The sequence below is a fragment of the Rhodohalobacter sp. SW132 genome (assembly GCF_003390325.1).
GTDB lineage: Bacteria > Bacteroidota > Rhodothermia > Balneolales > Balneolaceae > SW132.
In genome coordinates this window covers 94,638-115,046 of sequence record NZ_QUOK01000006.1, presented here as the reverse complement: position 1 = coordinate 115,046, position 20,409 = coordinate 94,638, and the positions used below count along the sequence as shown (strand labels likewise).

19 protein-coding genes are annotated in these 20,409 nt (G+C 45.0%); 13 read left to right on the top strand and 6 right to left on the bottom strand.

The features are described from left to right. The 5 genes from DYD21_RS12665 (at nucleotide 1) to DYD21_RS12645 (ending at nucleotide 3,688) form a co-directional block, all read left to right on the top strand. Nucleotides 1-1,191, top strand: coding sequence for a M20 family metallopeptidase (locus DYD21_RS12665; RefSeq protein ID WP_116037361.1), 1,191 nt, complete (start codon nucleotides 1-3; stop codon nucleotides 1,189-1,191). A 210-nt stretch (nucleotides 1,192-1,401) separates the two neighbouring features. Continuing rightward, nucleotides 1,402-1,896, top strand: a complete 495-nt coding sequence (locus DYD21_RS12660; RefSeq protein ID WP_116037360.1) for a WbuC family cupin fold metalloprotein — start codon at nucleotides 1,402-1,404, stop codon at nucleotides 1,894-1,896. Then, nucleotides 1,893-2,990 carry an FAD-binding oxidoreductase gene (locus tag DYD21_RS12655; RefSeq protein WP_116037359.1) on the top strand — a complete coding sequence of 366 codons (1,098 nt, stop codon included), beginning with the start codon at nucleotides 1,893-1,895 and terminating at the stop codon, nucleotides 2,988-2,990. The genes DYD21_RS12660 and DYD21_RS12655 overlap by 4 nt, the downstream gene beginning before the upstream one ends. An 83-nt stretch (nucleotides 2,991-3,073) precedes the next feature. Continuing rightward, nucleotides 3,074-3,280 (top strand): MazE family transcriptional regulator, encoded by a 207-nt coding sequence (locus DYD21_RS12650; protein WP_116037358.1) that lies wholly within the window; start codon nucleotides 3,074-3,076, stop codon nucleotides 3,278-3,280. A gap of 39 nt (nucleotides 3,281-3,319) precedes the next feature. Beyond that, nucleotides 3,320-3,688 (top strand): type II toxin-antitoxin system death-on-curing family toxin, encoded by a 369-nt coding sequence (locus tag DYD21_RS12645; RefSeq protein WP_158551644.1) that lies wholly within the window; start codon nucleotides 3,320-3,322, stop codon nucleotides 3,686-3,688. Between the two features lie 129 nt (nucleotides 3,689-3,817). On the opposite strand, the gene DYD21_RS12640 is transcribed toward DYD21_RS12645, so the two are convergent. Both DYD21_RS12640 and DYD21_RS12635 read right to left on the bottom strand, forming a co-directional pair. Beyond that, a complete protein-coding gene (locus DYD21_RS12640; RefSeq protein WP_116037356.1) occupies nucleotides 3,818-4,456 on the bottom strand; it encodes a CoA pyrophosphatase in 639 nt (212 codons plus the stop codon). A 48-nt stretch (nucleotides 4,457-4,504) separates the two neighbouring features. Then, nucleotides 4,505-4,957, bottom strand: coding sequence for a nucleoside deaminase (locus tag DYD21_RS12635; protein ID WP_280842369.1), 453 nt, complete (start codon nucleotides 4,955-4,957; stop codon nucleotides 4,505-4,507). 155 nt (nucleotides 4,958-5,112) lie between these two features. Between DYD21_RS12635 and DYD21_RS12630 the strand changes: the two genes are divergently transcribed. The 5 genes from DYD21_RS12630 (at nucleotide 5,113) to DYD21_RS12610 (ending at nucleotide 13,570) form a co-directional block, all read left to right on the top strand. Further along, nucleotides 5,113-6,030 (top strand): PfkB family carbohydrate kinase, encoded by a 918-nt coding sequence (locus DYD21_RS12630; protein ID WP_116037354.1) that lies wholly within the window; start codon nucleotides 5,113-5,115, stop codon nucleotides 6,028-6,030. Beyond that, complete coding sequence (gene rdgB, locus DYD21_RS12625; RefSeq protein ID WP_116037351.1) at nucleotides 6,030-6,614, top strand: RdgB/HAM1 family non-canonical purine NTP pyrophosphatase; 585 nt, start codon at nucleotides 6,030-6,032, stop codon at nucleotides 6,612-6,614. The genes DYD21_RS12630 and rdgB overlap by 1 nt, the downstream gene beginning before the upstream one ends. A gap of 181 nt (nucleotides 6,615-6,795) precedes the next feature. Continuing rightward, a complete protein-coding gene (locus tag DYD21_RS12620; protein ID WP_116037348.1) occupies nucleotides 6,796-8,346 on the top strand; it encodes a sodium:solute symporter in 1,551 nt (516 codons plus the stop codon). A 557-nt stretch (nucleotides 8,347-8,903) separates the two neighbouring features. Next, complete coding sequence (locus DYD21_RS12615; RefSeq protein ID WP_116037346.1) at nucleotides 8,904-11,177, top strand: PAS domain S-box protein; 2,274 nt, start codon at nucleotides 8,904-8,906, stop codon at nucleotides 11,175-11,177. Nucleotides 11,178-11,656: 479 nt separating this feature from the next. Then, the gene (locus DYD21_RS12610; RefSeq protein WP_116037344.1) at nucleotides 11,657-13,570 is read left to right on the top strand and encodes a histidine kinase dimerization/phosphoacceptor domain -containing protein; all 1,914 of its coding nucleotides are present in this window, start codon (nucleotides 11,657-11,659) and stop codon (nucleotides 13,568-13,570) included. A 40-nt stretch (nucleotides 13,571-13,610) separates the two neighbouring features. On the opposite strand, the gene yihA is transcribed toward DYD21_RS12610, so the two are convergent. Together yihA and purF are read right to left on the bottom strand one after the other, a co-directional pair. Further along, nucleotides 13,611-14,222, bottom strand: a complete 612-nt coding sequence (gene yihA / locus DYD21_RS12605; RefSeq protein WP_116037341.1) for a ribosome biogenesis GTP-binding protein YihA/YsxC — start codon at nucleotides 14,220-14,222, stop codon at nucleotides 13,611-13,613. Between the two features lie 55 nt (nucleotides 14,223-14,277). Then, complete coding sequence (gene purF, locus DYD21_RS12600) at nucleotides 14,278-15,780, bottom strand: amidophosphoribosyltransferase (RefSeq protein WP_116037338.1); 1,503 nt, start codon at nucleotides 15,778-15,780, stop codon at nucleotides 14,278-14,280. Between the two features lie 145 nt (nucleotides 15,781-15,925). On the opposite strand from purF, the gene DYD21_RS12595 reads away from it, so the two are divergent. Next, a complete protein-coding gene (locus tag DYD21_RS12595; protein ID WP_116037336.1) occupies nucleotides 15,926-16,384 on the top strand; it encodes a MauE/DoxX family redox-associated membrane protein in 459 nt (152 codons plus the stop codon). 159 nt (nucleotides 16,385-16,543) lie between these two features. Then, entirely contained in the window at nucleotides 16,544-17,734 is a 1,191-nt protein-coding gene (locus tag DYD21_RS12590) for a 6-bladed beta-propeller (protein WP_158551641.1), read from the top strand. A 216-nt stretch (nucleotides 17,735-17,950) separates the two neighbouring features. On the opposite strand, the gene DYD21_RS12585 is transcribed toward DYD21_RS12590, so the two are convergent. Then, nucleotides 17,951-20,056: a M28 family peptidase gene (locus tag DYD21_RS12585; protein ID WP_116037331.1), complete on the bottom strand. Its 2,106-nt coding sequence runs from the start codon at nucleotides 20,054-20,056 to the stop codon at nucleotides 17,951-17,953. Nucleotides 20,057-20,058: 2 nt separating this feature from the next. Further along, nucleotides 20,059-20,205: a hypothetical protein gene (locus tag DYD21_RS21090; RefSeq protein ID WP_158551638.1), complete on the bottom strand. Its 147-nt coding sequence runs from the start codon at nucleotides 20,203-20,205 to the stop codon at nucleotides 20,059-20,061. Between the two features lie 4 nt (nucleotides 20,206-20,209). On the opposite strand from DYD21_RS21090, the gene DYD21_RS21390 reads away from it, so the two are divergent. Further along, the gene (locus DYD21_RS21390) at nucleotides 20,210-20,341 is read left to right on the top strand and encodes a hypothetical protein (protein ID WP_255415930.1); all 132 of its coding nucleotides are present in this window, start codon (nucleotides 20,210-20,212) and stop codon (nucleotides 20,339-20,341) included. Nucleotides 20,342-20,409: the final 68 nt, after the last annotated feature.

Here is a 20,409-nt window from a genome sequence, read left to right as displayed (position 1 = left end):
ATGGCCGATCTTAGAAAGACGATAGAAGAAAAAGCAAAATATCACTTCGATTATATGGTGCAGACCCGGCGATATCTGCATAAAAATCCGGAGATCAGTTTTAAAGAGTTCGAAACAACCGACTATATTATTCATGAACTGAAGAAGCTGGGAATTGAAACGCATCGTCCGCTGGAGACCGGTTGTGTGGGTGTGATTGAGGGCGGGAAAACATCCGATCGGGTAATCGCACTTCGCGCCGATATCGATGCGCTTGAAATGGAAGAAGAGGGAGAGGCCAAAATACAATTTATTTCTGAACGGCCCGGCGCGGCTCACTGCTGCGGCCACGATGCACATACAGCCAACCTGCTCGGTGCAGCACATATTCTGACCGAGATGCAGGATGAAATTGAAGGAAAAATCCTGCTCATTTTCCAACCGGCGGAAGAGTCACTTCCCGGGGGCGGGCGTCTTTTGAGTGAATCCGGGTTTTTGCAGGAGTATGGCGTACAGGCGATTTATGGCCTCCATACTAACCCCACCCATAAACCGGGTACCATCGCAACCAAACCGGGGCCGCTGATGGCGCGTCCCGATGAGTTTGAAATTACGATCAAAGGAACAGGCGGACATGCCGCATCCCCGCACCTGACCGTTGATCCGATTGTGTTGCTGGGGCAGGTGATCACCCAGTTTCAGACAATTATAAGCCGTTCCGTGGATCCAACCGATCCTGCTGTGGTAACGATTGGGCGCGTGCGGGCAGGATCAACCTATAATGTAATTCCTGCAAAAGCAGAATTGATTGGGACGGTCAGAACATTTTCCCAGGAAAATGCCTACCTGATCCGGGACCGGATGGAAGCGATACTGAAAGGAGTAGCCGAAGGATCCGGCGGCGGATATGAATTTGAATTTAATGAAGGGTACCCGGCGGTGGTAAACAATGCGGAATTAACGGATCGGATCATCAAAACGGCAAGAACGTATCTGGGAGATGATGGCGTTATTGAGCTAAAAAAACCAATCATGGCCGGCGAAGATTTTGCGTTTTATCAGCAGCATTTTCCCGGCGCTTTTTTCTTTTTAGGAAGTGGAAGTGAAGAAGCCGACTCGCAGTGGAGCTGGCATCATCCGCGATATAATGTGGATGAGAAGTGTATGCTGACCGGTTCGGCTCTGATGGCGGGATTGGTTTTGGGAGAGTGATAAGTGTTTAGTGATGATTTGTGAGTTATGAGTTGTTGTTGATGTCTAAATATGGTTGACGATTAAATCAATAAGCATCCATCGGAAATGTCAGCATTTCTGATAAACGAATGAGATTTTAAGTGTACAAATCGATGATTATAGTGGATGAATTATGAGTCAGAACAAAAATGCTGGGATTTATACTAAGATCTGAAATACTACAATACGATGACTAAAACCGCTTTTGAAAATCCACCCGGTGGTATCTTTAAAATCTCTAAAGACCAGATCGAAAGTGGTATCGCCGCCTCTCGTAAGAGCAGCCGAAAGCGTATGATCTTACCAATCCACCGAAAGCAGGATGCCGAAGTGCAGCGGATGATTAATTTTCTGCAGCCGGGAACCTATATTCGTCCGCACTTGCACTCAATGCCGCACGCTTCTGAATCGATTGTTCTGCTGCAAGGTTCGATCCGATTTTTCACATTTGATGAGTCCGGAGAGGTACATGCTGACCACATACTTCGTTCAAACCTCATTCCGGATGTGATCGATATCGAGCCGGGTACCTGGCACTCGTTCCTTGTATTGGAACCGGATACGATTATTTTTGAGTGTAAAAAAGGTCCGTATGATGCCAAAACCGATAAAAAGTTTGCGGTGTGGGCACCTGAAGAGAACGATCCTGAGGTAGAAACATTTATGAAGAAACTATCGGGATGAACGCGCCTCAAACCTATTCGTATTGGGAAACCAAAGAGTGGCTGCAGCCGCCTGATCTGCTGATTGTTGGCGGTGGAATTGTGGGAGCATCCACAGCACTTTTTTATAAGGAAAAATATCCCGATCACAACGTAAAAATCCTCGATAAAGGGATGATGCCGGAAGGGGCCAGTACGCGTAATGCCGGATTTGCCTGCATCGGATCGATTTCCGAACATCTTGCCGACATGAAAACGGCCGGGGAACAGGTTGTATTCGGACGAATCAAACGCCGGTGGGAAGGGCTGAATTTGCTGAAAGAAACGATGGGAGAGGAGGCGATTGATTATGAGCATACCGGCGGACACGAGATCTTTACGGATAACAAGATATTTGATGCGTGCTGTGCCCGGATTCCGGAGATCAACCGGAAGCTGCAGGAGCAGATGGGGCTTGAACCGGTTTACAGTGCAACTGAATATGAAGGATATCCCGCAATATTGAACCGGGTGGAGGGAGCGATCAACAGCGGGCGATTGATGAAGCGGCTGCATCAAAAACTCTCTGCATTGGGTGTGGAGACGATGTGGAACTGTGCGGTGAAATCCATTCGGGGCAACCGGGTAGTTCTGGAGAATGGGATGGAATTTGAATCATCCAAGACGGTACTGGCTACGAACGGTTTTATTAGAAATCTGACAGACATACAAGTGCAGCCGGCGCGCGGATATGTTTTTGTCACCAAACCAATGGAAAATCTGAAATGGTGCGGTACATTTCATTTTGATGAAGGGTATATCTATTTCAGAAATGTTGAAAACAGGCTGCTGATCGGCGGCGCACGAAACATTGCAAAAGCAGAGGAAGAGACCGATCAATTTGGAGTGAACCCGGCAATCAAAGATCATTTGGTTCGGTTCGTATCCGATACCTTAAAGCTTCCCGCCGGCTGGGAAATTAACCAGGAGTGGAGCGGAATCATGGGCATGACCGGAAACAAAGAGCCGATCATCAAAGAAGTCTCGCCAAATGTCTGGGTTGCTGCCGGACTCAGCGGAATGGGAATTGCAATCGGGATGGAAGTGGCGAAAGGTGTTGTGAAGAGGATTGGTTGAGGCATATTAAATTCATACACTATTTGGTGTTTGTTTTCGTATTATACTTGTTATTACAATGTAAGAACGAACGAGCAAATAGAATGATAAAAAAACTCCAAAAAATTGGAAACAGTCGAGGAATACTTCTGGAAAAGGCACTGTTAAAACTCCTGAAAGTAGAAAATGATGGTAGCGTTGAGGTTGTCCCGCATGAGGAAGGGTTGCTCATTAAGAAAGTGGATACGAAATCAGCATACAGTCAGGTGAGTAAAAAACACCGGAAATCCCTCGATAAACTTGCCGAATAATGCCGGGTCCTAAGTTTTTGTCTTTGTAAGTTTTTGTCTTTGGATGACGTTCTGTTTATTCACGAACAAGAGATTAAAGCTGCTGGTGGTGAACCCAATATTCGTGATTTAGAAGGGGTAAATGCATGTATAGATGCTCCAAAAGCAAGTTTTGGCGGAGAATATTTGAGTGATCTATTCGGGATGGCGGCCACATACATTTCTTGTTTGGCGATACGGCATCCATTTGTAGATGGTAATAAGCGTGCGGCTCTTGCTTCAGCACTTACTTTTCTCTATATCAACGGATATGAAATTGAAGAATCTTATGATCTGGAACTGGCCGATTTGATCATTGATTTTTTGACTAAGAAAATATCTAAAGAAGACATTGAGAAGCATCTTCGAAGCTCGGCCAGAGAGTTGTAAACTCATCCGCTGACTCTCCGTCATCGGATGAGTGGGTGGGGTCCCGTGCCTTAAAATCGAGTCTGCTTGAGGAAAGTCTTTTGCCCTCAAACATTCATCGGATGAAGGGAATTCGTCCGATGAAAGATTCTACTCTTCCAAAAACTCTCTGTAAATGACCAGAAGCTCACTCATCATCATGGCTGTAGCTCCCCAGAGTGGTACCTTGTGAATATCCCAAAACGGCACGTAAAAGCTGTTGTGCTCAAGATCCCATCTCTCTTTTTTGATCCGCTCTTCTGAAATAAGTCTGTCCAGTTTTACGGTGATAATCTCTTCCACCTCGTAGGGATTTTTTTTCATTTGAGGCTTCTCACGTAAAAATCCGACCACCGGCGTAATTCGATTGTGGCTTCTGTACAGGTAAAACGGAGAGAGTGAACCGGCTATCGATATCAATTTATTTTCTATTCCAATCTCTTCACGGGTCTCCCTGAGGGCGGTTTCTGTTGCCGACTCGCCGTTGTCTGACCGCCCGCCGGGAAAGCTGATCTGACCCGCATGACGAATGGAGTCTGTCCGGAGTGTGAGGATTACATTCATATTTCCCTGCAGATCCGGGTAAATCGGTACAAGTACGCCGCTCGGGTGGCCGCTGCTGTCGATCGATTCAATAGGAATTTTTTCGTCGGGATCAACCGGTTCCGGCATCATTTTCATTTGTGCTTCTTTGCCGGGCAGAGGCTGTTGAAGCCTCTCTTCAAGAAATCTGTAAAAGGGGATATTCATCCGTTGAGTGTCACGCTGATCAAAAATTCATAAAAAAAGTACGGTGTATTAATAATCGGTTTTATCCTCTTTGCGTTTCCACGCTTCAAATAGTTTTACAGCCTGATCTCTGCTAATATTTTCTGTTGGGATTTTTCTTTCACGATCCGGCACCTTGAGTTCTTCATAAATATAGGAGTCATCAAACCCGGCATCTGCGGCGTCATAGCGGGTCGCTGCGTAGAAAATCCGGTCGGGACGGGACCAGTAAATTGCGCCCAGGCACATCGGGCACGGTTCGCACGATGTATAGATATCACAGCCTTCGAGCTGAAATGTACCAAGTGCTTCACACGCTTTCCGTATTGCCACCACCTCCGCATGAGCTGTGGGATCGTTTGATGATGTAACGCGGTTGTTTCCTTCAGCAATTATAGCGCCATTTTTTACGACCACACAACCAAACGGGCCGCCTTGGTTTTCATCCATTCCATTCTGTGCAATTTGAATGGCACGTTTCATAAACTCATTGTTCATACATCAATCGGTGATATTAATAACGTTAAATTTCAACACCCGTTTAAAACAGGGATTCGATCCACATAACAGGCAGATATTCATTATTTTTCGCACCGAAAATGTAACGTTTAGATTAACATTATCATAAATCAAAGTATATGTCACTTTTAGTTGTTGGTTCAGTCGCCTACGATGGAATCGAAACACCATTCGGAAAAACAGATAAAATTCTCGGAGGGTCGGCTACCTACATTTCACTCGCTTCATCCTATTTCACAGAAGATATCAACCTGGTTGGTGTTGTGGGAAAAGATTTTGCAGATGAAGATATTGAGCTTCTGAAAAGCAAAAACGTAGACCTGGAGGGATTACAGTTTGATGAGAGGGGGAACACTTTTTTCTGGAAAGGCAGGTATCATCACGATTTGAATATGCGTGATACACTGGATACCCAGCTGAATGTATTTGAACACTTTGATCCGATTATACCTGATGGTTATAAGAACGCAGATTTTGTAGCCCTGGGGAATATCGAACCGAGTCTGCAGCAGAAAGTACTTGAGCAAGTAACCGACCCGCGTCTTGTGGTGATGGATACGATGAATTTCTGGATTGAAGGCACGCCGGATGCACTGAAACAGACGCTGAAAGGTGTGGATCTGTTGGTGATCAACGACTCTGAAGCCCGTGAACTGGCCGATGAGCCAAACCTGATTACCGCAGCAGAAAAAGTTCGTGCGATGGGTCCCGATTCACTGATCATCAAAAAGGGAGAGCATGGCGCGCTTCTGTTTACGGGCGATGAAATCTTTTCGGCACCGGCTTATCCAGTGATTGACATTTTTGACCCTACCGGCGCGGGTGACACTTTCATGGGTGGGTTACTTGGCTGGCTGGCTTACACCAACGACCTTACTCCTCATAACATGCGCCGTGCCGTAATCATGGGCTCCGTAATGGCCAGTTTTTGTGTAGAGAAGTTTGGACCGGAACGTCTGAAGGATCTGAAAGAACAGGAAATCTACAACCGGTACAAAGAGTTTAGACGGCTGAGTGTAATTCCGGAGATTGAGTGATGCAACCCAACGTAATATTTCTCGCTTCCGGCAATCCCCATAAAATCGATGAGCTTCAGCAGATTCTGCGTCCGATGGGAATTAAGCTAAAATCCACGCTTGATTACCCGGATGCGGAAGAAGTAGAAGAAGATCAGCCCGATCTGGATGGAAATGCTCTGAAAAAAGCGCGGTTTTGGTTCACTAAAACGGGACTTCCATCCCTGGCTGATGACACCGGTCTTGAAGTGAAAGCGCTGAACGGTGCCCCGGGTGTTCGATCAGCCCGATACGCCGGTGAGAAGGCCACTTACGAGCAAAATGTAGATAAACTGCTTCGGGAACTCGAAGGAAGCCACAACCGGTCTTCACAATTCCGAACCGTCATCGCTTACATCGATGCGGTTGGAAATGAAAACCTGTTTGAAGGCATCTGCAGAGGGGAGATCATAACCGAAAGAAAAGGAGAGAAGGGATTTGGATATGACCCTGTGTTTGTACCTAAGGGTTACGACCAGACGTTTGCTGAAATCAGCAGTGAAGAGAAGAACAGAATCAGTCATCGTGGGAAAGCTATTCAAAAGTTTATACAATTATTAAAATAGCTTTGAGAAGAGGTTTCTCGCTACGGCGCAATGTTTGAGGGGGAATTTTTTGTATCGATTTCCAACCTGCTTTGCGCCGTCGCGCCTTTGCGTGCCCTCTCTGTTGATTCCAATTCCTGATTGCTTTGAATCGATCCCCAAAATTGTTTTCTTTTAACGTTTCAAAAACCGAATGGGAGTTATGGGATTTACGATTTGGGATGGTCTGATTATTGTTCTCTACCTGTTGGCCGTGGCCGTTTTCGGTATATGGTCAGCCGGTACGCAAAAGTCCACGACCGACTATTTTCTTGGCGGACGCGACATGCCCTGGTGGGCTATTCTCTTCTCCGTGGTTGCCACAGAGACCAGCACCCTCACGTTTATCAGTATTCCTGCGGTGGCTTATGGCGGAAACCTTACCTTTTTGCAGCTCACATTCGGGTATATCATAGGTCGAATTATTGTAGCCATTTGGTTCCTCCCGGCCTATGTTCAGGGCGAGCTCACCACGGCGTATCAGTTTCTTGAAAAACGGTTCGGCACCGGGATGCGCAAAGCTGCAAGTTCAACATTTATCATCACACGTCTGCTTGCGGATGGTGTTCGTCTGTTTGCAACGGCCATACCACTGGCAATAATCTTCCGTTTTGCGGGGCTGTTTGCGGAGTGGGGTGATGGCGCCGTCTACCTGCTTGCAATTTCTGTAATTGCAGTTATCACGCTTATTTATACCTTTTTTGGCGGGATCAAAGCAGTGATATGGATGGATGTGGTGCAGATGGTGGTTTACATCGGTGGCGCACTCTTTGCTCTCTTTTTGATGGTGGGCAAAATGCCGATCGGTATCGGGGAGTCGTTTGCAATTATCCACGAAGCCGGAAAATTTCAGATCTTTAATTGGGGAACGGGGCTCAGCGTATCAGAATTTCTGGCTGATCCCTATGTCTTCTGGGTAGCGCTGATTGGCGGCGCGATCTTTTCGATCGCATCACACGGAACCGACCAGCTGATCGTGCAACGACTCTTGGCGGTCGGCAATATCAAATCGAGTCAGAAAGCGCTGGTCTGGAGCGGTATTGTAGCCTGCCTGCAGTTCGGGTTGTTTCTGTTTATCGGTTTGATGCTTTACGTTTTCTACTCCGGTGCATCGGCTGCAGAACTGGGCCTCCGCACCACTGACGAAATTTTTGCGATGTTCATTGTGGATCACATGCCGGTGGGTGTGGCGGGATTGATTGTCGCCTCACTCTTTGCAGCCGCAATGAGCAGCCTCAGTTCATCCCTTAATGCACTCGCTTCATCAACAACCTACGACATTCTGAAGCCGCTATACGGCAGTGCATGGGATGATGCGAAAGAGCTCTGGATCTCCCGGATGGTAACGATCGGCTGGGGATTTCTGCTTACCGGTTCAGCATTTCTCTTTACATGGCTGCAGCTTTCCGGAGATGATCAGCCGGCAATCGTGGAGCTTGGTCTTGGCATAGCTTCATACACCTATGGCGGACTTCTGGGGATTTTCATGCTGGGGCGCCTCTTTGATCATCCCGATAAAACAGATGCGATGATCGGCTTTTTCAGCGGTCTGATTGCACTCCTGTTTATGGTGGAGGGAGCACTGCAGCAATTCCTTCCCGGTGACGGACTCACAATCGCCTGGCCGCTCTATACGCTGGTTGGGGGGCTGGTTGTGATGGCCGTGGCAAATGCTTCGCATTACATCAGGAAGATGGCCGGGAATCAGCAGTGAGAACTGGCACGAATCACGAGCACCAGACATGGTATTTCTCATGATATGGCATGCATATTTTGACTACGTGTTCTCTTCTAACTGTTAGGCATGCAGACTATTGATCACTCAGAAATACCATGTCTCTCTGTGACTTTATTCTTTCGCAGTAGCATTCTTAAAGCAAATTAATCAACACCAGACATGGTATTTCTCAAGATATGGCATGTATATTTTGGCTACGTTTTCTCTTCTAAGTGTCAGGCATGCAGACTATTGATTCCTCAGAAATACCATGTCTCTCAGTAAAAAATCACAGTAAGAAAAACTAAAAAAAATCACAATTGATTTTTTTACTGTATAAAATGAGAGGAAATAATGTGTAAAAATATTATGTGCGATGAGATGGTCTAATAAGTGAAATATATAATGGACCTTAAGGAATGGAATAACATTAATAATTAGTTATATTATATAATAGCGAAAAAAGATAATATCCCCCATCCATGAAGTTTCCAGGTAAATTTTAGTTTACCGATGAAGCACCCAGTACAAAGAAATAAATCAAGATTATACGTATGATGATAGAGAATGAAATTAATACAGATTCTCCATTTTCTGAAACAGATTTAACTGAACTGAGAGATCATTTAGAGCCGATCCTGAAAATGGCATCAGATATTTCTGATGGGACCACATCCCTGGTTTATATACATGATGGTTCAGATATTAAAATACTGGAATCTTACGGAGACTTTAACAAACCAATGATCTCCGCTGCCAGGAAGATTTCCGGCATTATGGATCCGGAAAATGGTCTGTCAATCATTCAAAACATTCGGGAACATCAACAGGCAGCTTCCTTACTATCTGATTTGGAAATAGATAAGATTCAGTTCTACGCCGGGGCACTCTTCAGAAATAAGACCGGTATAATCGGAGCGTTTTGTGTATGTGATTCCAAACCACACGAACTCACAGAGGTTCAAAAGCAGCAGCTCCGAGTGATGGCAGAAGGAGTAAAAACTCAACTTATGTTCGGCAAACAAAAAGAAATGCTGAATGAGAGCAGCAGAAAACTGAAGATTAGTGCTGCATTAATTAAAAACTCAGCAGATCTGACATTCCTCCTGGAGCCTGAATTGGGAAAAATTATTGACGTAAGTAACAGGGTGGAGAAGGAATTGGGGTACTCACCGGATCTGTTGCGAGGGAAACCATTTACAGATATCGTGATGGAGGATGAGCTTGACGGCGAAACAATAGATCAATGGTTTTTGACTGAAAATCACAACAAGGGGCGTTACTCAACAACGGTTCATTTTATAGACTATCAAAACCGGAAAAAAACCTATAAATGTGATTTTTCGGCTGACAAAAACCACTGGTATGTGACCGCCAGGGACATCAGCGACAAAAAAGAAGCGGAGCATGGAGTTGATGAGCTTAAAGAAAAACTTCAGAAAATTGTATCTGTAGCGACGGATCTGATTTACGAACTGGATTGGAAGTCGGGAGACCTTTCCTGGGGGGATGAGTTAACCGATGTGCTTGGATACCCGCATACGGAGAAATTTGTGGATTACGATTGGTGGCTCGATAAGATCCATCCCGACGACCTTGAACGGGTGATTCAGGATGTGGCTCATACGGTGGAGGGGCAAAGCCAGAAGGTGAAACTGGTGTACCGAATCAGAGCGTTCGATGAATCTTATAAATATGTGATGAATCGCGTCTATGTGGATCGAAATGAAGACGGCACGCCGGAAACCATTATTGGAGCCATTGTTGACATTAGCGAATTGGTAAAAATTAAAGAGGAATCATACCGCAACAAGCAACTGCTGGAGGAGCTTGCCGATAATGCCTGGTCAGCCACCTGGGTTAGAGATGAAAACGGAATGTTTCTGTTTGCCAATGATAAGTTCAAATCCTTGCTCGGATTGACCGGGAAAAAGGTGGTGACGAAGAGCGTATATGACCTTTTTGATGATGACATTGCAAGCCAGTTTAAAGCTAATGATCAGAAAGCACTGGAATCGGGTGAACCCGTTGTATTTGAGGAGAAGCTCAAACTAAATGGAAACGTGAGATGTTATAAAACCAATATCTTTCCGATAAAAGGTGTTGCAGGGCTGGATAATATTGTTGGCGGGGTATCGGTTGATATTACCGAAGAGAAAGAAAGTCAGGAACTGGTCCAGCGCTCTCTGGAGGAAAAAAATATTTTGCTGGCTGAGATTCATCACCGGGTTAAAAATAATCTTGCCGTTGTATCCGGGATTCTGCACCTGCAGGCATTTAATGAAACGGATGAAAATATTCAGCAAAAATTATACTCCAGCACCGGGCGTATTCAGACCATGGCAACCATCCATGAATTGCTTTACAAGTCATCGAGCTTTAAAAACCTCCGCCTTGATAAAAATGTTGAACAGCTTATCACTAATATTTGCAATACTTACAATCAATCCATTAATCTGGATGTTTCATACGATATGGAACCGGTTGAATTGAATATCAATGATGCAATACCCTGCTCGCTTATTGTAAATGAGGTGGTGACAAATGTCCTGAAGCACGCTTACAATAGCGGGGATTCAGGGTTATTAAATGTTTCTCTTATCCAGGAAGGTAAAACAGTGACGCTGAAGATCCGGGATGACGGAAAAGGCCTGCCGGATGATTTCGATAAAACAGGCAATGGAAAATCTCTTGGGATGGAACTGATTCAAACACTCACAAAGCAGCTTAAGGGCACATACTCATATTCATCACTGGATCGGGGTGCAGAGTTTAAACTTGTCTTCAACAAATCAGACAGAAAGGGAGTGGGATCAAATTTAAAGTAAGACCGGATCATCAGGCGGAATCCTGATTTCATGAACCAGGTTCAGAAATCTTTAAATATCAAAGCATCATCAATCAACGATCAAGAGCTAACGACAGATCTCAGCAGAAAGAATGTTGTACCTGAGTTGCGGATGAGCATGAGATAAGGTTCAAATGCAAATATCTGCAAGCCGGTATTTTTCAGAAAACGATATCAATACTGTTCAGGAGATGGTGGCCGGGGAAGATTTGATTTACGTTATAATAAAACGTGATATCTGTAATCCGGTTCGATGAGTGATTGTTTATTTTTTTAATGTATGTGACATAATTCCCCGAACGATGGTTAGACCAAATTCCAGCAGTACCATAAAAATTCAGAATAGTATATAGCAGATTCAAGTGTACCAGGATAGTAATTCACACCTCTAATAATTCCCGGTACTGCTGTTCATATCGAAGCAGTATCAAATTACAAAAGTATCAAAAAAACACACTAATGATCATAGAGAAGGAAATAAAAGCTGCCCAACCATCTTCAGAAACAGGGTTGAATGAGCTCAGGGACCGGATGATGTCGATCCTGAAAACCGGTTCAGATATTTGTGAAGCGACTACCTCACTGATTTTCATCCATGAGGATTCAGTTATCAGGATACTGGCATCCGATGGAGATGGTGAAGAACACGTAGTTTCTGCTGCCCAAAAGATTTCGGGCGTTTTGGATCCGGAAAATGGTCTGTCGGTCATTGAAAATGTTCGGGAACATCATAAGTTTGCCTCCCTGTTGTCTGATGAGGAATTGGAGAAGGTTAAATTCTATACCGGGACACTTTTCAGAAATGAGGCCGGCAACAACATTGGCGCATTTTGTATATGTGACTCCAACCCCCGTGAGCTTTCAGAGATTCAGAAGCAGCAGCTTGGGGTGATTGCTGACGGAGTAAATGCCAATCTTATGCTCTATAATCAAACGGAATTGTCGAATGAGAATAGCAGAAAACTCAAGATTTCTTCAGCATTACTTAAAAACTCAGCAGATATAACTTTTCTTCTGGAGCCTGAAACAGGGGAAATTGCCCATGTTAGTATTGGAGTGAGAAAAGTATTGGGATATTCACCGGATATGCTGCAGGGAATACCATTTTCTGAAATTGTGGAGACGGATGAACTTGAGGGGGATAAAATTGAAGAATTGTTTTCAATTGAAAAACAACACAGAGGGCGTTACACTACCTCGATCCGCCTTAAAGATCGCGAAAACCAGAAGAGATGGTTCCAGTGTAATTTCTCTGCTGATGAGAACCACTGGTATGTAACAGCTACGGATATCAGCGATAAAAAAGAAGCGGAGCAGGGGGTTTATGATCTTAGAGATAAACTTAAAAAAGTTGTTTCAGTTGCTACAGACCTCATTTACAATCTGAATTGGGAGTCAGGTGAACTTTCCTGGGGAGATGAGTTAACAAATGTACTCGGGTATCCAAATACGGAAAAATTTGTGAACTATGATTGGTGGCTTGATAAAATCCATCCCGATGATCTAAAACGGGTGATTCATGATGTGGAACTCACAGTGGAGGGGGAAAGCCGGAAAATGAAGCTTGTATACCGGATCAGAACGTTTGATGGATCTTATAAATATGTTATGAACCGCGTGTATGTGGATCGCAATGAAGACGGTACGCCGGAAGATATCATTGGAGCCATTGTGGACATAAGTGAATTGACTGAAATTGAAGAGCAATCAAAAAGCAATAAAAAATTACTGGAACAGAATAAGATCTTACTGGCAGAGATTCATCACCGGGTAAAAAATAACCTTGCCGTTGTGTCCGGAATGCTGATCCTGCAGGCTTTAAATGAAACGGATGAGCAGGTTCAGAAAAAACTATATGCCAGTACCGGGCGAATCAAAACAATGGCAACTATCCATGAACTGCTTTATAAGTCTTCAAACTTTGTAGAACTGAAAATTGATGAAAATATTGAACAGATTATCACCAGTTTAGTGGGGACATTCGACGTTTCTGTTGATCTGGATATATCGTATAACATGAAACCGGTTGAATTGAATATCGATGATGCACTTCCCTGCTCACTCATTGTAAACGAAGTCATTACAAATATTCTTAAATATGCATACAATGACGGGGATTCAGGATTAGTGGAAGTTTTCCTGATCGAGGAAGATGAAACCGTGACGCTGAAAATCAGGGATGATGGAAAGGGCCTGCCGAAAGATTTTAACGATGAAGGAAACGGAAACACTCTTGGAATGGTGCTGATTCAAACGCTTACAAAACAGCTTAATGGCGAATATTCTTATACATCACTGGATCGCGGTGTGGAATTCAAGCTTGTCTTCAATAAATCAGCCGTAAAAGATATAGATTCAAATAGTATGAAATAGCCGGGTTAAGAGTTTTAAAATCCGGGTTTATCTGTTAAAATCAAGAAGGCAAAAGCTCATCACTCGGGTTGATGAAGTCATTGATCAGTGATCTGAGCTCGCCAACTCCTTTCCCGGATTCGGCGGAGCAGGGGAGAACCGGCACTTCAATATTCATCTCGGACAGCACTTTTTTCACGCGGCTGACCGACTGTGCCAGCTTGTTTCCTGAAAGTTTATCTGCCTTGGTGAGTACAACAGAAAACGGCATTTCGTTAGACGCCATCCAGAAAAAGAAATCTTCATCCAGTGCCGTTGGATTGTGTCTTGCATCTACCAAATGGATGATAAGCTGAAGCGTCTCCCTGTTTTTCAGATAGTTTTGAATATCTTTTCCCCATCGCTCCCGCTCTTTTTTGGGAACTTTCGCAAACCCGAAACCGGGCAAATCCACAAGGTATAATGAGTTATCCACCTTGTAGTAGTTCATCTGCTGGGTTTTTCCGGGTGTGTTACTGGTTCGCGCCAGCCTTCGCTTGTTGGTCACTTTATTGATAAGCGATGATTTGCCGACATTCGAACGCCCGGCAAAACAAAATTCCGGGATCGTTGGCGGGGGACAATCATCCAGTGTTGGAGCACCGGTTACAAATTCTGCCTGTTGAAATCCCATGATGTTTGGAGTATATATCGATTAAAAATTTTCAGATAGAGCAATATCTGCGAGATTAAACAACCTCATTCTCTTCTTTTTCTACTCCAAAATCTACCGGGACCGGGTATTTTCCGGTGAAGCAGGCTGTGCAGTACGAGTGTTTCGATTCATTCGATTCTTTCACGGCATCTACCAGTCCGTCAGCCGACAAATACCGTACACTGTCCACGCCAATTTCACGGGCGATGGCTTCCACATCCCGGTTAAATTTATTTGCAATTAGTTCTTCAGGACTTGGAAAATCCATCCCGTAAAAACAGGGGTGTGTGATTGGCGGTGAGCTGACCAGGAAATGAATCTCAAGCGGATTAGCGCTGCGGATCATCTCCACAAGATAGCGGGAAGTGGTTCCGCGAACGATCGAATCATCCACAATAATCACCGATCGCCCTTCAATCACGCCTTTCACTGTGTTGAATTTTGTGCGGACTTTCAGCTCGCGTGATTTTTGTCCCGGCGAGATAAATGTTCTGCCCACATAATGGTTTCGAATCAGCCCGATATCATACTTGCAGTCGAACCCAACCTTTTGATTTTCATGCGCATAACCGATTGCAGCCGTGTTGCTTGAGTCGGGAACGGATATCACGATCGGTTTTTTATCAGGATTGTGATGTTTTATTACGTCACGCAGCGGATGTTCTTTGGCGAGCTGTTTACCGAGATTCCGTCGGATTTTGTCCACCATCTCGCCGAAAATTCTGCTGTCGGGCCGGGAAAAATAAACATACTCAAAAATACACTGGCTGCTTGTGGTTCCTTCTTTTGCATCCAAATAATAGGAGACAGGCTCTTGCTTTTCAGTAGAATCACGGTCAATTACAATGATTTCACCAGGTTCAACATCACGCACAAATTCTGCCCCGATGATATCAAACGCACAGGTTTCACTGGCAATCGTGTAGGATCCGTCGATCGTACCGAGAGCGAGCGGCCGAAATCCATTGGGATCGCGAACGGCAATGAGCTTATCATCGGTTAAAATCACAAGACAGTATGCACCTTCAATTTGGCGAAGTGCATCGAGAATCTGATCCAGCTGTGTTTCTTCTTTGCTGTGCGAGATCAGGTGTAGAATCAATTCGGTGTCTGATGTGCTTTGAAATAGCACGCCTTCTTCGCGAAATCGTTCACGGAGAATCCGGGCGTTGGTCAGGTTTCCATTGTGGCCGATCGCCAGGTTGCCGTTTTTGTGATGAACTCTGAACGGCTGAATATTAGCGGGATTTTTCGACGATCCGGAAGTCGAATATCGGTTGTGCCCGATGGCGTTGCGGCCCTTCAGCTCACGTTTGAAAATTTTATCATCATCAAAAACGGAGAGCACCAGGCCAAAATCTTTATGCATCGGCATAACGGCCCGCTGTTTTTTTTCATCGAAGTAAGACGTGACAATTCCTGCTGATTCCTGACCTCTGTGCTGTAGCGCGTGCAGTCCGTAATAGGTGAGAAGTGCCGCGTCGGAATGATCAAAAATCCCGAAAATTCCACAATAATCGCGGGGTTTATCTGTCATATGTATAATTAGCAGATCTGATAATTTTGAGTAGACCTAAAGATATGGAATTAAGCACTAAATAAAAGGTTCGGCTGAAATGGAAATGGGTTCTTTTTATGTTGACTTCAAAATAAATTAACGATCATGCCGTATATTATCGCGTATGTATAAGAAAAAAATCATCTCAATCGTACAAATCAGTTTCCGCGTCATCCTGGGCGCGCTTCTGCTGATTGCGGGCGTATTCAAACTGCAGGATAATTCCGCACTTTTCGAAACGATCGCCTACATTTCGTGGCTTCCCACTGGTTTAAAATCGTTTGTGATCGATCTGCTGCCCTACGTTGAGGTACTGGTCGGTGCGCTGATGATTACCGGAATCTTCAGGAAAACCGTCATCCCGGTTGGCGCTATGATCTACCTTGGATTTTTTGCCTTTGCCGTCTACGGCCTCGGATCCGGGATGGAAGGAGACTGCGGCTGTTTTGGCGAACCGGACGACTCTAATATTCTCGCCATGCTGCTCGGAAGCACATTTGGCTGGTCGATGGTAATCCGAAATGGAATATTTCTGGCGATGGCTGGCATTCTGTTTTACAATCCTGAGAGAAAATTCAGGTAGAGCTTCATATGCAGTAAGTTTTCGATGGGTGCTTTTTTATCAATCATCTTCCTTTCTCAGGGGTAAATCCATAAATGGGTTATTGAATGCAAATCTAAATAACTCTATTATCTCTCACTTCGTTATTTAATGAGAATTCTATTCAGTGAGGCCTTGCCGATGACACGTAATATCTATCTATTTTCTATCCTGAGCGCTGCATCCCTGTTTTTGTTATCCTCATGTGCCGGTTCTGAGAATTCGGAACTGCCTGAATCCGTTGCCAACCTCGAAAATCTGACTGTTTTTCCATCAGATCCGGAACCGCAGTTTTCAATTGAACTAACAAGAAAACAACGTTTTGGCGATATGGGTGATATGATTATTGGGAGAATCTCAGGCGTTCAAGTAGATCAATCCGGTCGCGTTTTCATTGCCGATGACAGTAATAAACAAATCATTGTATTTGATGCGGATGGCCATTTAATAGAACTTTTGGGTCGTGAGGGAAGAGGTCCTGGCGAATTTGAGTACATTCACAATTTAGTGCTGGATGATAACTATATCTATGCGAAGGATTTTGGTCTGCACAGGGTAAACTTTTTTTCGACTGAAACACTGCAATATGTAAATACAATTCCATTACAGGTTGAGGGAGAACCGCAAGATGAACTCGCCGGATATTCTCCATCAGTATTCTGGCTGTCAACCCATTCCGATTTGTTAGTTCGGTTCAGTCAGCCATTCGGAAGAGCCGGTTCCGATTCAGGGGATGAAGAACGCTACGACCTGTTTTACAAAATCACTCAGGAAGGAAATGTTAAGCCGGAACAGGTTTTAAGAGAAAAAGCAGATTTTGTACTTGTGGATAGAACGGCAAATAGCGTTTCGGTTTTTGGTACTCCCTTTGGAGCCAAATTTAAATTGGATACGACCCAGGATGGAATTGTGGTAAACAGGTCCGATCAGTTTCTTTTTCGATATTACGACCATAATGGCACTTATCAGAGAGCGGTCTATTATCCGTTTTCACGAAAACATCTTTCCAGGGAAACTGCTCTGCAATATTATAATAACGAAAACTACAGACGAGCAGCACGGTCCTCTGATCTGCCTGAGAACTGGCCTGTCGTACAAAGATTTATGAGTGATGACGATGACAGACTTTGGATTTCAACAATTATTGATGATGAAGATCTGTACGAATGGTGGCTCCTGGACAATTCGGGAGAACTACTGGCAAGACATTTACTGCCCCGTGAGCAAAGAATTGAAACGGTTCGGAACGGGCACGTTTATATGAGAATAGAGAATGAGGCCGGGGCAGAAGAAATTGTAAAGTTCGAACTGGATTTTGTAGAAATAGAATAGTGAGCAGGGGTAAATTAGCAATGACTCGAGTCTACTGTCGTGTCAATGATGTATCGACAGGTATGTTTGATGAAAATCTTCACCGGATGAATTCGCTTCATCCGGTGAATTGTCCGACCTGTACATTATCCATTTCATAAGCTCACAGAGTAAAATGTAGCCCTACCCACTCATCCGATGACTTCGGGTGGATCTCTCACCACTGACACAACACATTCATTCCATATTCTGAATAACCCGCTGTAACGTATCAGAAAAGCGTGTCAGCGCCTGCAAATGAGCATTGTGCAGCTCTTCCATAAACTCTTCATCATCCAGCAAGCCTTCTTCAATCGCGTACCGGTAGGCAGGGAACATCCACGAGGCGTAACCGCTATATGGGTCAGATGATGCATAAAGTGATCGAAGCCACGGACTGAATGGAAGTCCCTCATCGTTCAGGAAAGCACGCTCAAGCTGAATCAACTCCCGGTTAATAGCTTCGGCATTTTCAATTTGCCCGCGGTCGAGGTATTGGCCTAACCGGTTTTCATAGGTTTCGATATCCTGTGTAATCTGTCCTGTAATCTCCATCAAACCGCTGCCATCAAAAATATCGCTCCCGGCCCGATCACGAATGGATTCAAGGTGGGTGTTCAGGTCAGTTGAATAGCTTGGAATGTCATACGGCAAAATCTGAGCGCTGGCAAAACGAAGGGCGATCAAACCGTAGACATCGGCGAGAGCCGGTCCATAGCTAAAGTCGGGATCCAGGTGGTTTTCATAAAACCAGAAGGTGTCAAAATTGGTGTGATATATTGGCACGGAACCGGAAATAGACACCCCGGCCGATGGAATGCCCGCATACATGTAAAAGCCAACGTGATCGGAACCGCCGCCAAGATTTCCGATTACGGGTGAGCTATCCGATGAATTTCCAGCCCAGTAATCATACATGGAAAAACCGGTATCGGGATGAGTAACCGATTTTGCGGCCTCAATGATCGGTTTTTTGAGGGATGGGGATGATGATGCCCGAAAGTTGGGTCCCGTGACCGACATGTCTGCGTTCAGATAGAGGACAGATTTTGCCATCAGCTCATCTTCAAGATGTTCAACCCATTCCGATGAACCGATCAGCATAAACTCTTCGGCATCCCAGTGGCCAATCAGTATACTGCGTTTTGGCTGATATCCCTCTTCAACAAGCTCCATGATAGATTCAGCAAGGGTTAGCAGCATGGCGGTTCCGCTATTCGGATCTGTTGCACCAAACGACCATGCGTCGAGATGTGCTCCCAGGATAATCCACTCATCCGGGTACTCACTCCCTTCGATGGTGCCGATGACATTTGAGATTCGTTTCATCTCATACGGCTGATCAACATGCAGTTCCACGGTCAGGTCGCTTCCACCGGTCACCGGATAAGGGAAATCAAAATTACCCTGCCAGTCATCCGGAGCCGGATCGCCCTGCATTCGGCTCAGTATCTCTTCTGCAGCGCCGTAACCAATCGGGGCGACCGGAATGGAGTGAAAGTCCACATCGTCGATCTCCAGTCGTTCCGGGGAATCCGGATGCTCGAGCGGAAGTGCCGGCTCGAACGGTGTAAGCGGATCACCGTAATAATCGAGAGTAAGAAGTGAACCCCGCTGAATGGCGCTCTCATCCGGTTGAATTCCGTTCGGATAAACGTTATCACGATCGGATGGCGGATCGGTATACATGATGAGTCCGGCAGCTCCCGCTTCTTCAGCATATTTCGCTTTATACCCTCTGAAATTGCCGCCAAAACGGGCGAGGACGATTTTTCCTTCTACAGAAACTCCAAGATTCGTAAGCCGTTCAAAATCCTCTTTTGTGCCGTAGTTCGCGTATACAATCTCCGCTGATATGGTACCGCTGCCCGAATATGCAGCCCAGCCATGAACAAGATTAGAATGGGATGTATATGGATCTTCCTCATATTCATACTCTTTGTTGGGGAGCTCAACCTGATCGGGTGTAACGATTTTTACGGATACCGTACCGGGCTGTGGCAGAAGCACATCATAGTCATAATTTTCGACAGTCAGACCTGCATTTTGCATAGTGGAGTGAATGTACTCAATCACCTCGCGATTCTCTTCCTGACCTGCAAAAGCAGGCGTTTGAGTTAAATTATAAAGATGATGACGATATCTTTCAGGTGTATGCTTGGTAAGCAGACTCTGTTCGATTTCTCTCTGGGACTGGATCTGATTTTCCGAAAAGCCGGTCAGCTCCGGTTCATATTCTGTGGTGCAATGCGCAAAAATAAAAAAGCAAAGAATGAAGACCGGCAGAGAGTGAAATCGTGACATAATCAGGTGGTTGTGAACGTAAAATTTACAATCCGATAAGGTGAAACATTTTCAGATAAAATGCCACCGTACCCCGGCTCGCCGAGCTGATTTCCGTAGCGCGGCTCGCCGAGCCGCGACAATGGAGTGTTTTCAAAACGATAGATCATGTGGATGCCTCGATCAAGTTTCGAGTGTGCCGAAAGAGACCTTCACCTCTGGCTGGATATGGTTTCCGGATCGGCGATCCGGTTTACGTACCACGGCTCGCCGAGCCGCGACAATGGAGTGTTTTCAAAACGATAGATCATGTGGATGCCTCGATCAAGTTTCGAGTGTGCCGAAAGAGACCTTCACCTCTGGCTGGATATGGT

What these genes read in the sequence shown, in the direction of transcription:
- DYD21_RS12665 (WP_116037361.1), top strand. Translation starts at nt 1, where the DNA reads ATGGCCGATCTTAGAAAGACGATAGAAGAAAAAGCAAAATATCACTTC.
- DYD21_RS12660 (WP_116037360.1), top strand. Translation starts at nt 1,402, where the DNA reads ATGACTAAAACCGCTTTTGAAAATCCACCCGGTGGTATCTTTAAAATC.
- DYD21_RS12655 (WP_116037359.1), top strand. Translation starts at nt 1,893, where the DNA reads ATGAACGCGCCTCAAACCTATTCGTATTGGGAAACCAAAGAGTGGCTG.
- DYD21_RS12650 (WP_116037358.1), top strand. Translation starts at nt 3,074, where the DNA reads ATGATAAAAAAACTCCAAAAAATTGGAAACAGTCGAGGAATACTTCTG.
- DYD21_RS12640 (WP_116037356.1), bottom strand. Translation starts at nt 4,456, where the DNA reads ATGAATATCCCCTTTTACAGATTTCTTGAAGAGAGGCTTCAACAGCCT.
- DYD21_RS12635 (WP_280842369.1), bottom strand. Translation starts at nt 4,957, where the DNA reads ATGAAACGTGCCATTCAAATTGCACAGAATGGAATGGATGAAAACCAA.
- DYD21_RS12630 (WP_116037354.1), top strand. Translation starts at nt 5,113, where the DNA reads ATGTCACTTTTAGTTGTTGGTTCAGTCGCCTACGATGGAATCGAAACA.
- rdgB (WP_116037351.1), top strand. Translation starts at nt 6,030, where the DNA reads ATGCAACCCAACGTAATATTTCTCGCTTCCGGCAATCCCCATAAAATC.
- DYD21_RS12620 (WP_116037348.1), top strand. Translation starts at nt 6,796, where the DNA reads ATGGGATTTACGATTTGGGATGGTCTGATTATTGTTCTCTACCTGTTG.
- DYD21_RS12615 (WP_116037346.1), top strand. Translation starts at nt 8,904, where the DNA reads ATGATGATAGAGAATGAAATTAATACAGATTCTCCATTTTCTGAAACA.
- DYD21_RS12610 (WP_116037344.1), top strand. Translation starts at nt 11,657, where the DNA reads ATGATCATAGAGAAGGAAATAAAAGCTGCCCAACCATCTTCAGAAACA.
- yihA (WP_116037341.1), bottom strand. Translation starts at nt 14,222, where the DNA reads ATGGGATTTCAACAGGCAGAATTTGTAACCGGTGCTCCAACACTGGAT.
- purF (WP_116037338.1), bottom strand. Translation starts at nt 15,780, where the DNA reads ATGACAGATAAACCCCGCGATTATTGTGGAATTTTCGGGATTTTTGAT.
- DYD21_RS12595 (WP_116037336.1), top strand. Translation starts at nt 15,926, where the DNA reads ATGTATAAGAAAAAAATCATCTCAATCGTACAAATCAGTTTCCGCGTC.
- DYD21_RS12590 (WP_158551641.1), top strand. Translation starts at nt 16,544, where the DNA reads ATGACACGTAATATCTATCTATTTTCTATCCTGAGCGCTGCATCCCTG.
- DYD21_RS12585 (WP_116037331.1), bottom strand. Translation starts at nt 20,056, where the DNA reads ATGTCACGATTTCACTCTCTGCCGGTCTTCATTCTTTGCTTTTTTATT.
- DYD21_RS21090 (WP_158551638.1), bottom strand. Translation starts at nt 20,205, where the DNA reads ATGATCTATCGTTTTGAAAACACTCCATTGTCGCGGCTCGGCGAGCCG.
- DYD21_RS21390 (WP_255415930.1), top strand. Translation starts at nt 20,210, where the DNA reads ATGCCTCGATCAAGTTTCGAGTGTGCCGAAAGAGACCTTCACCTCTGG.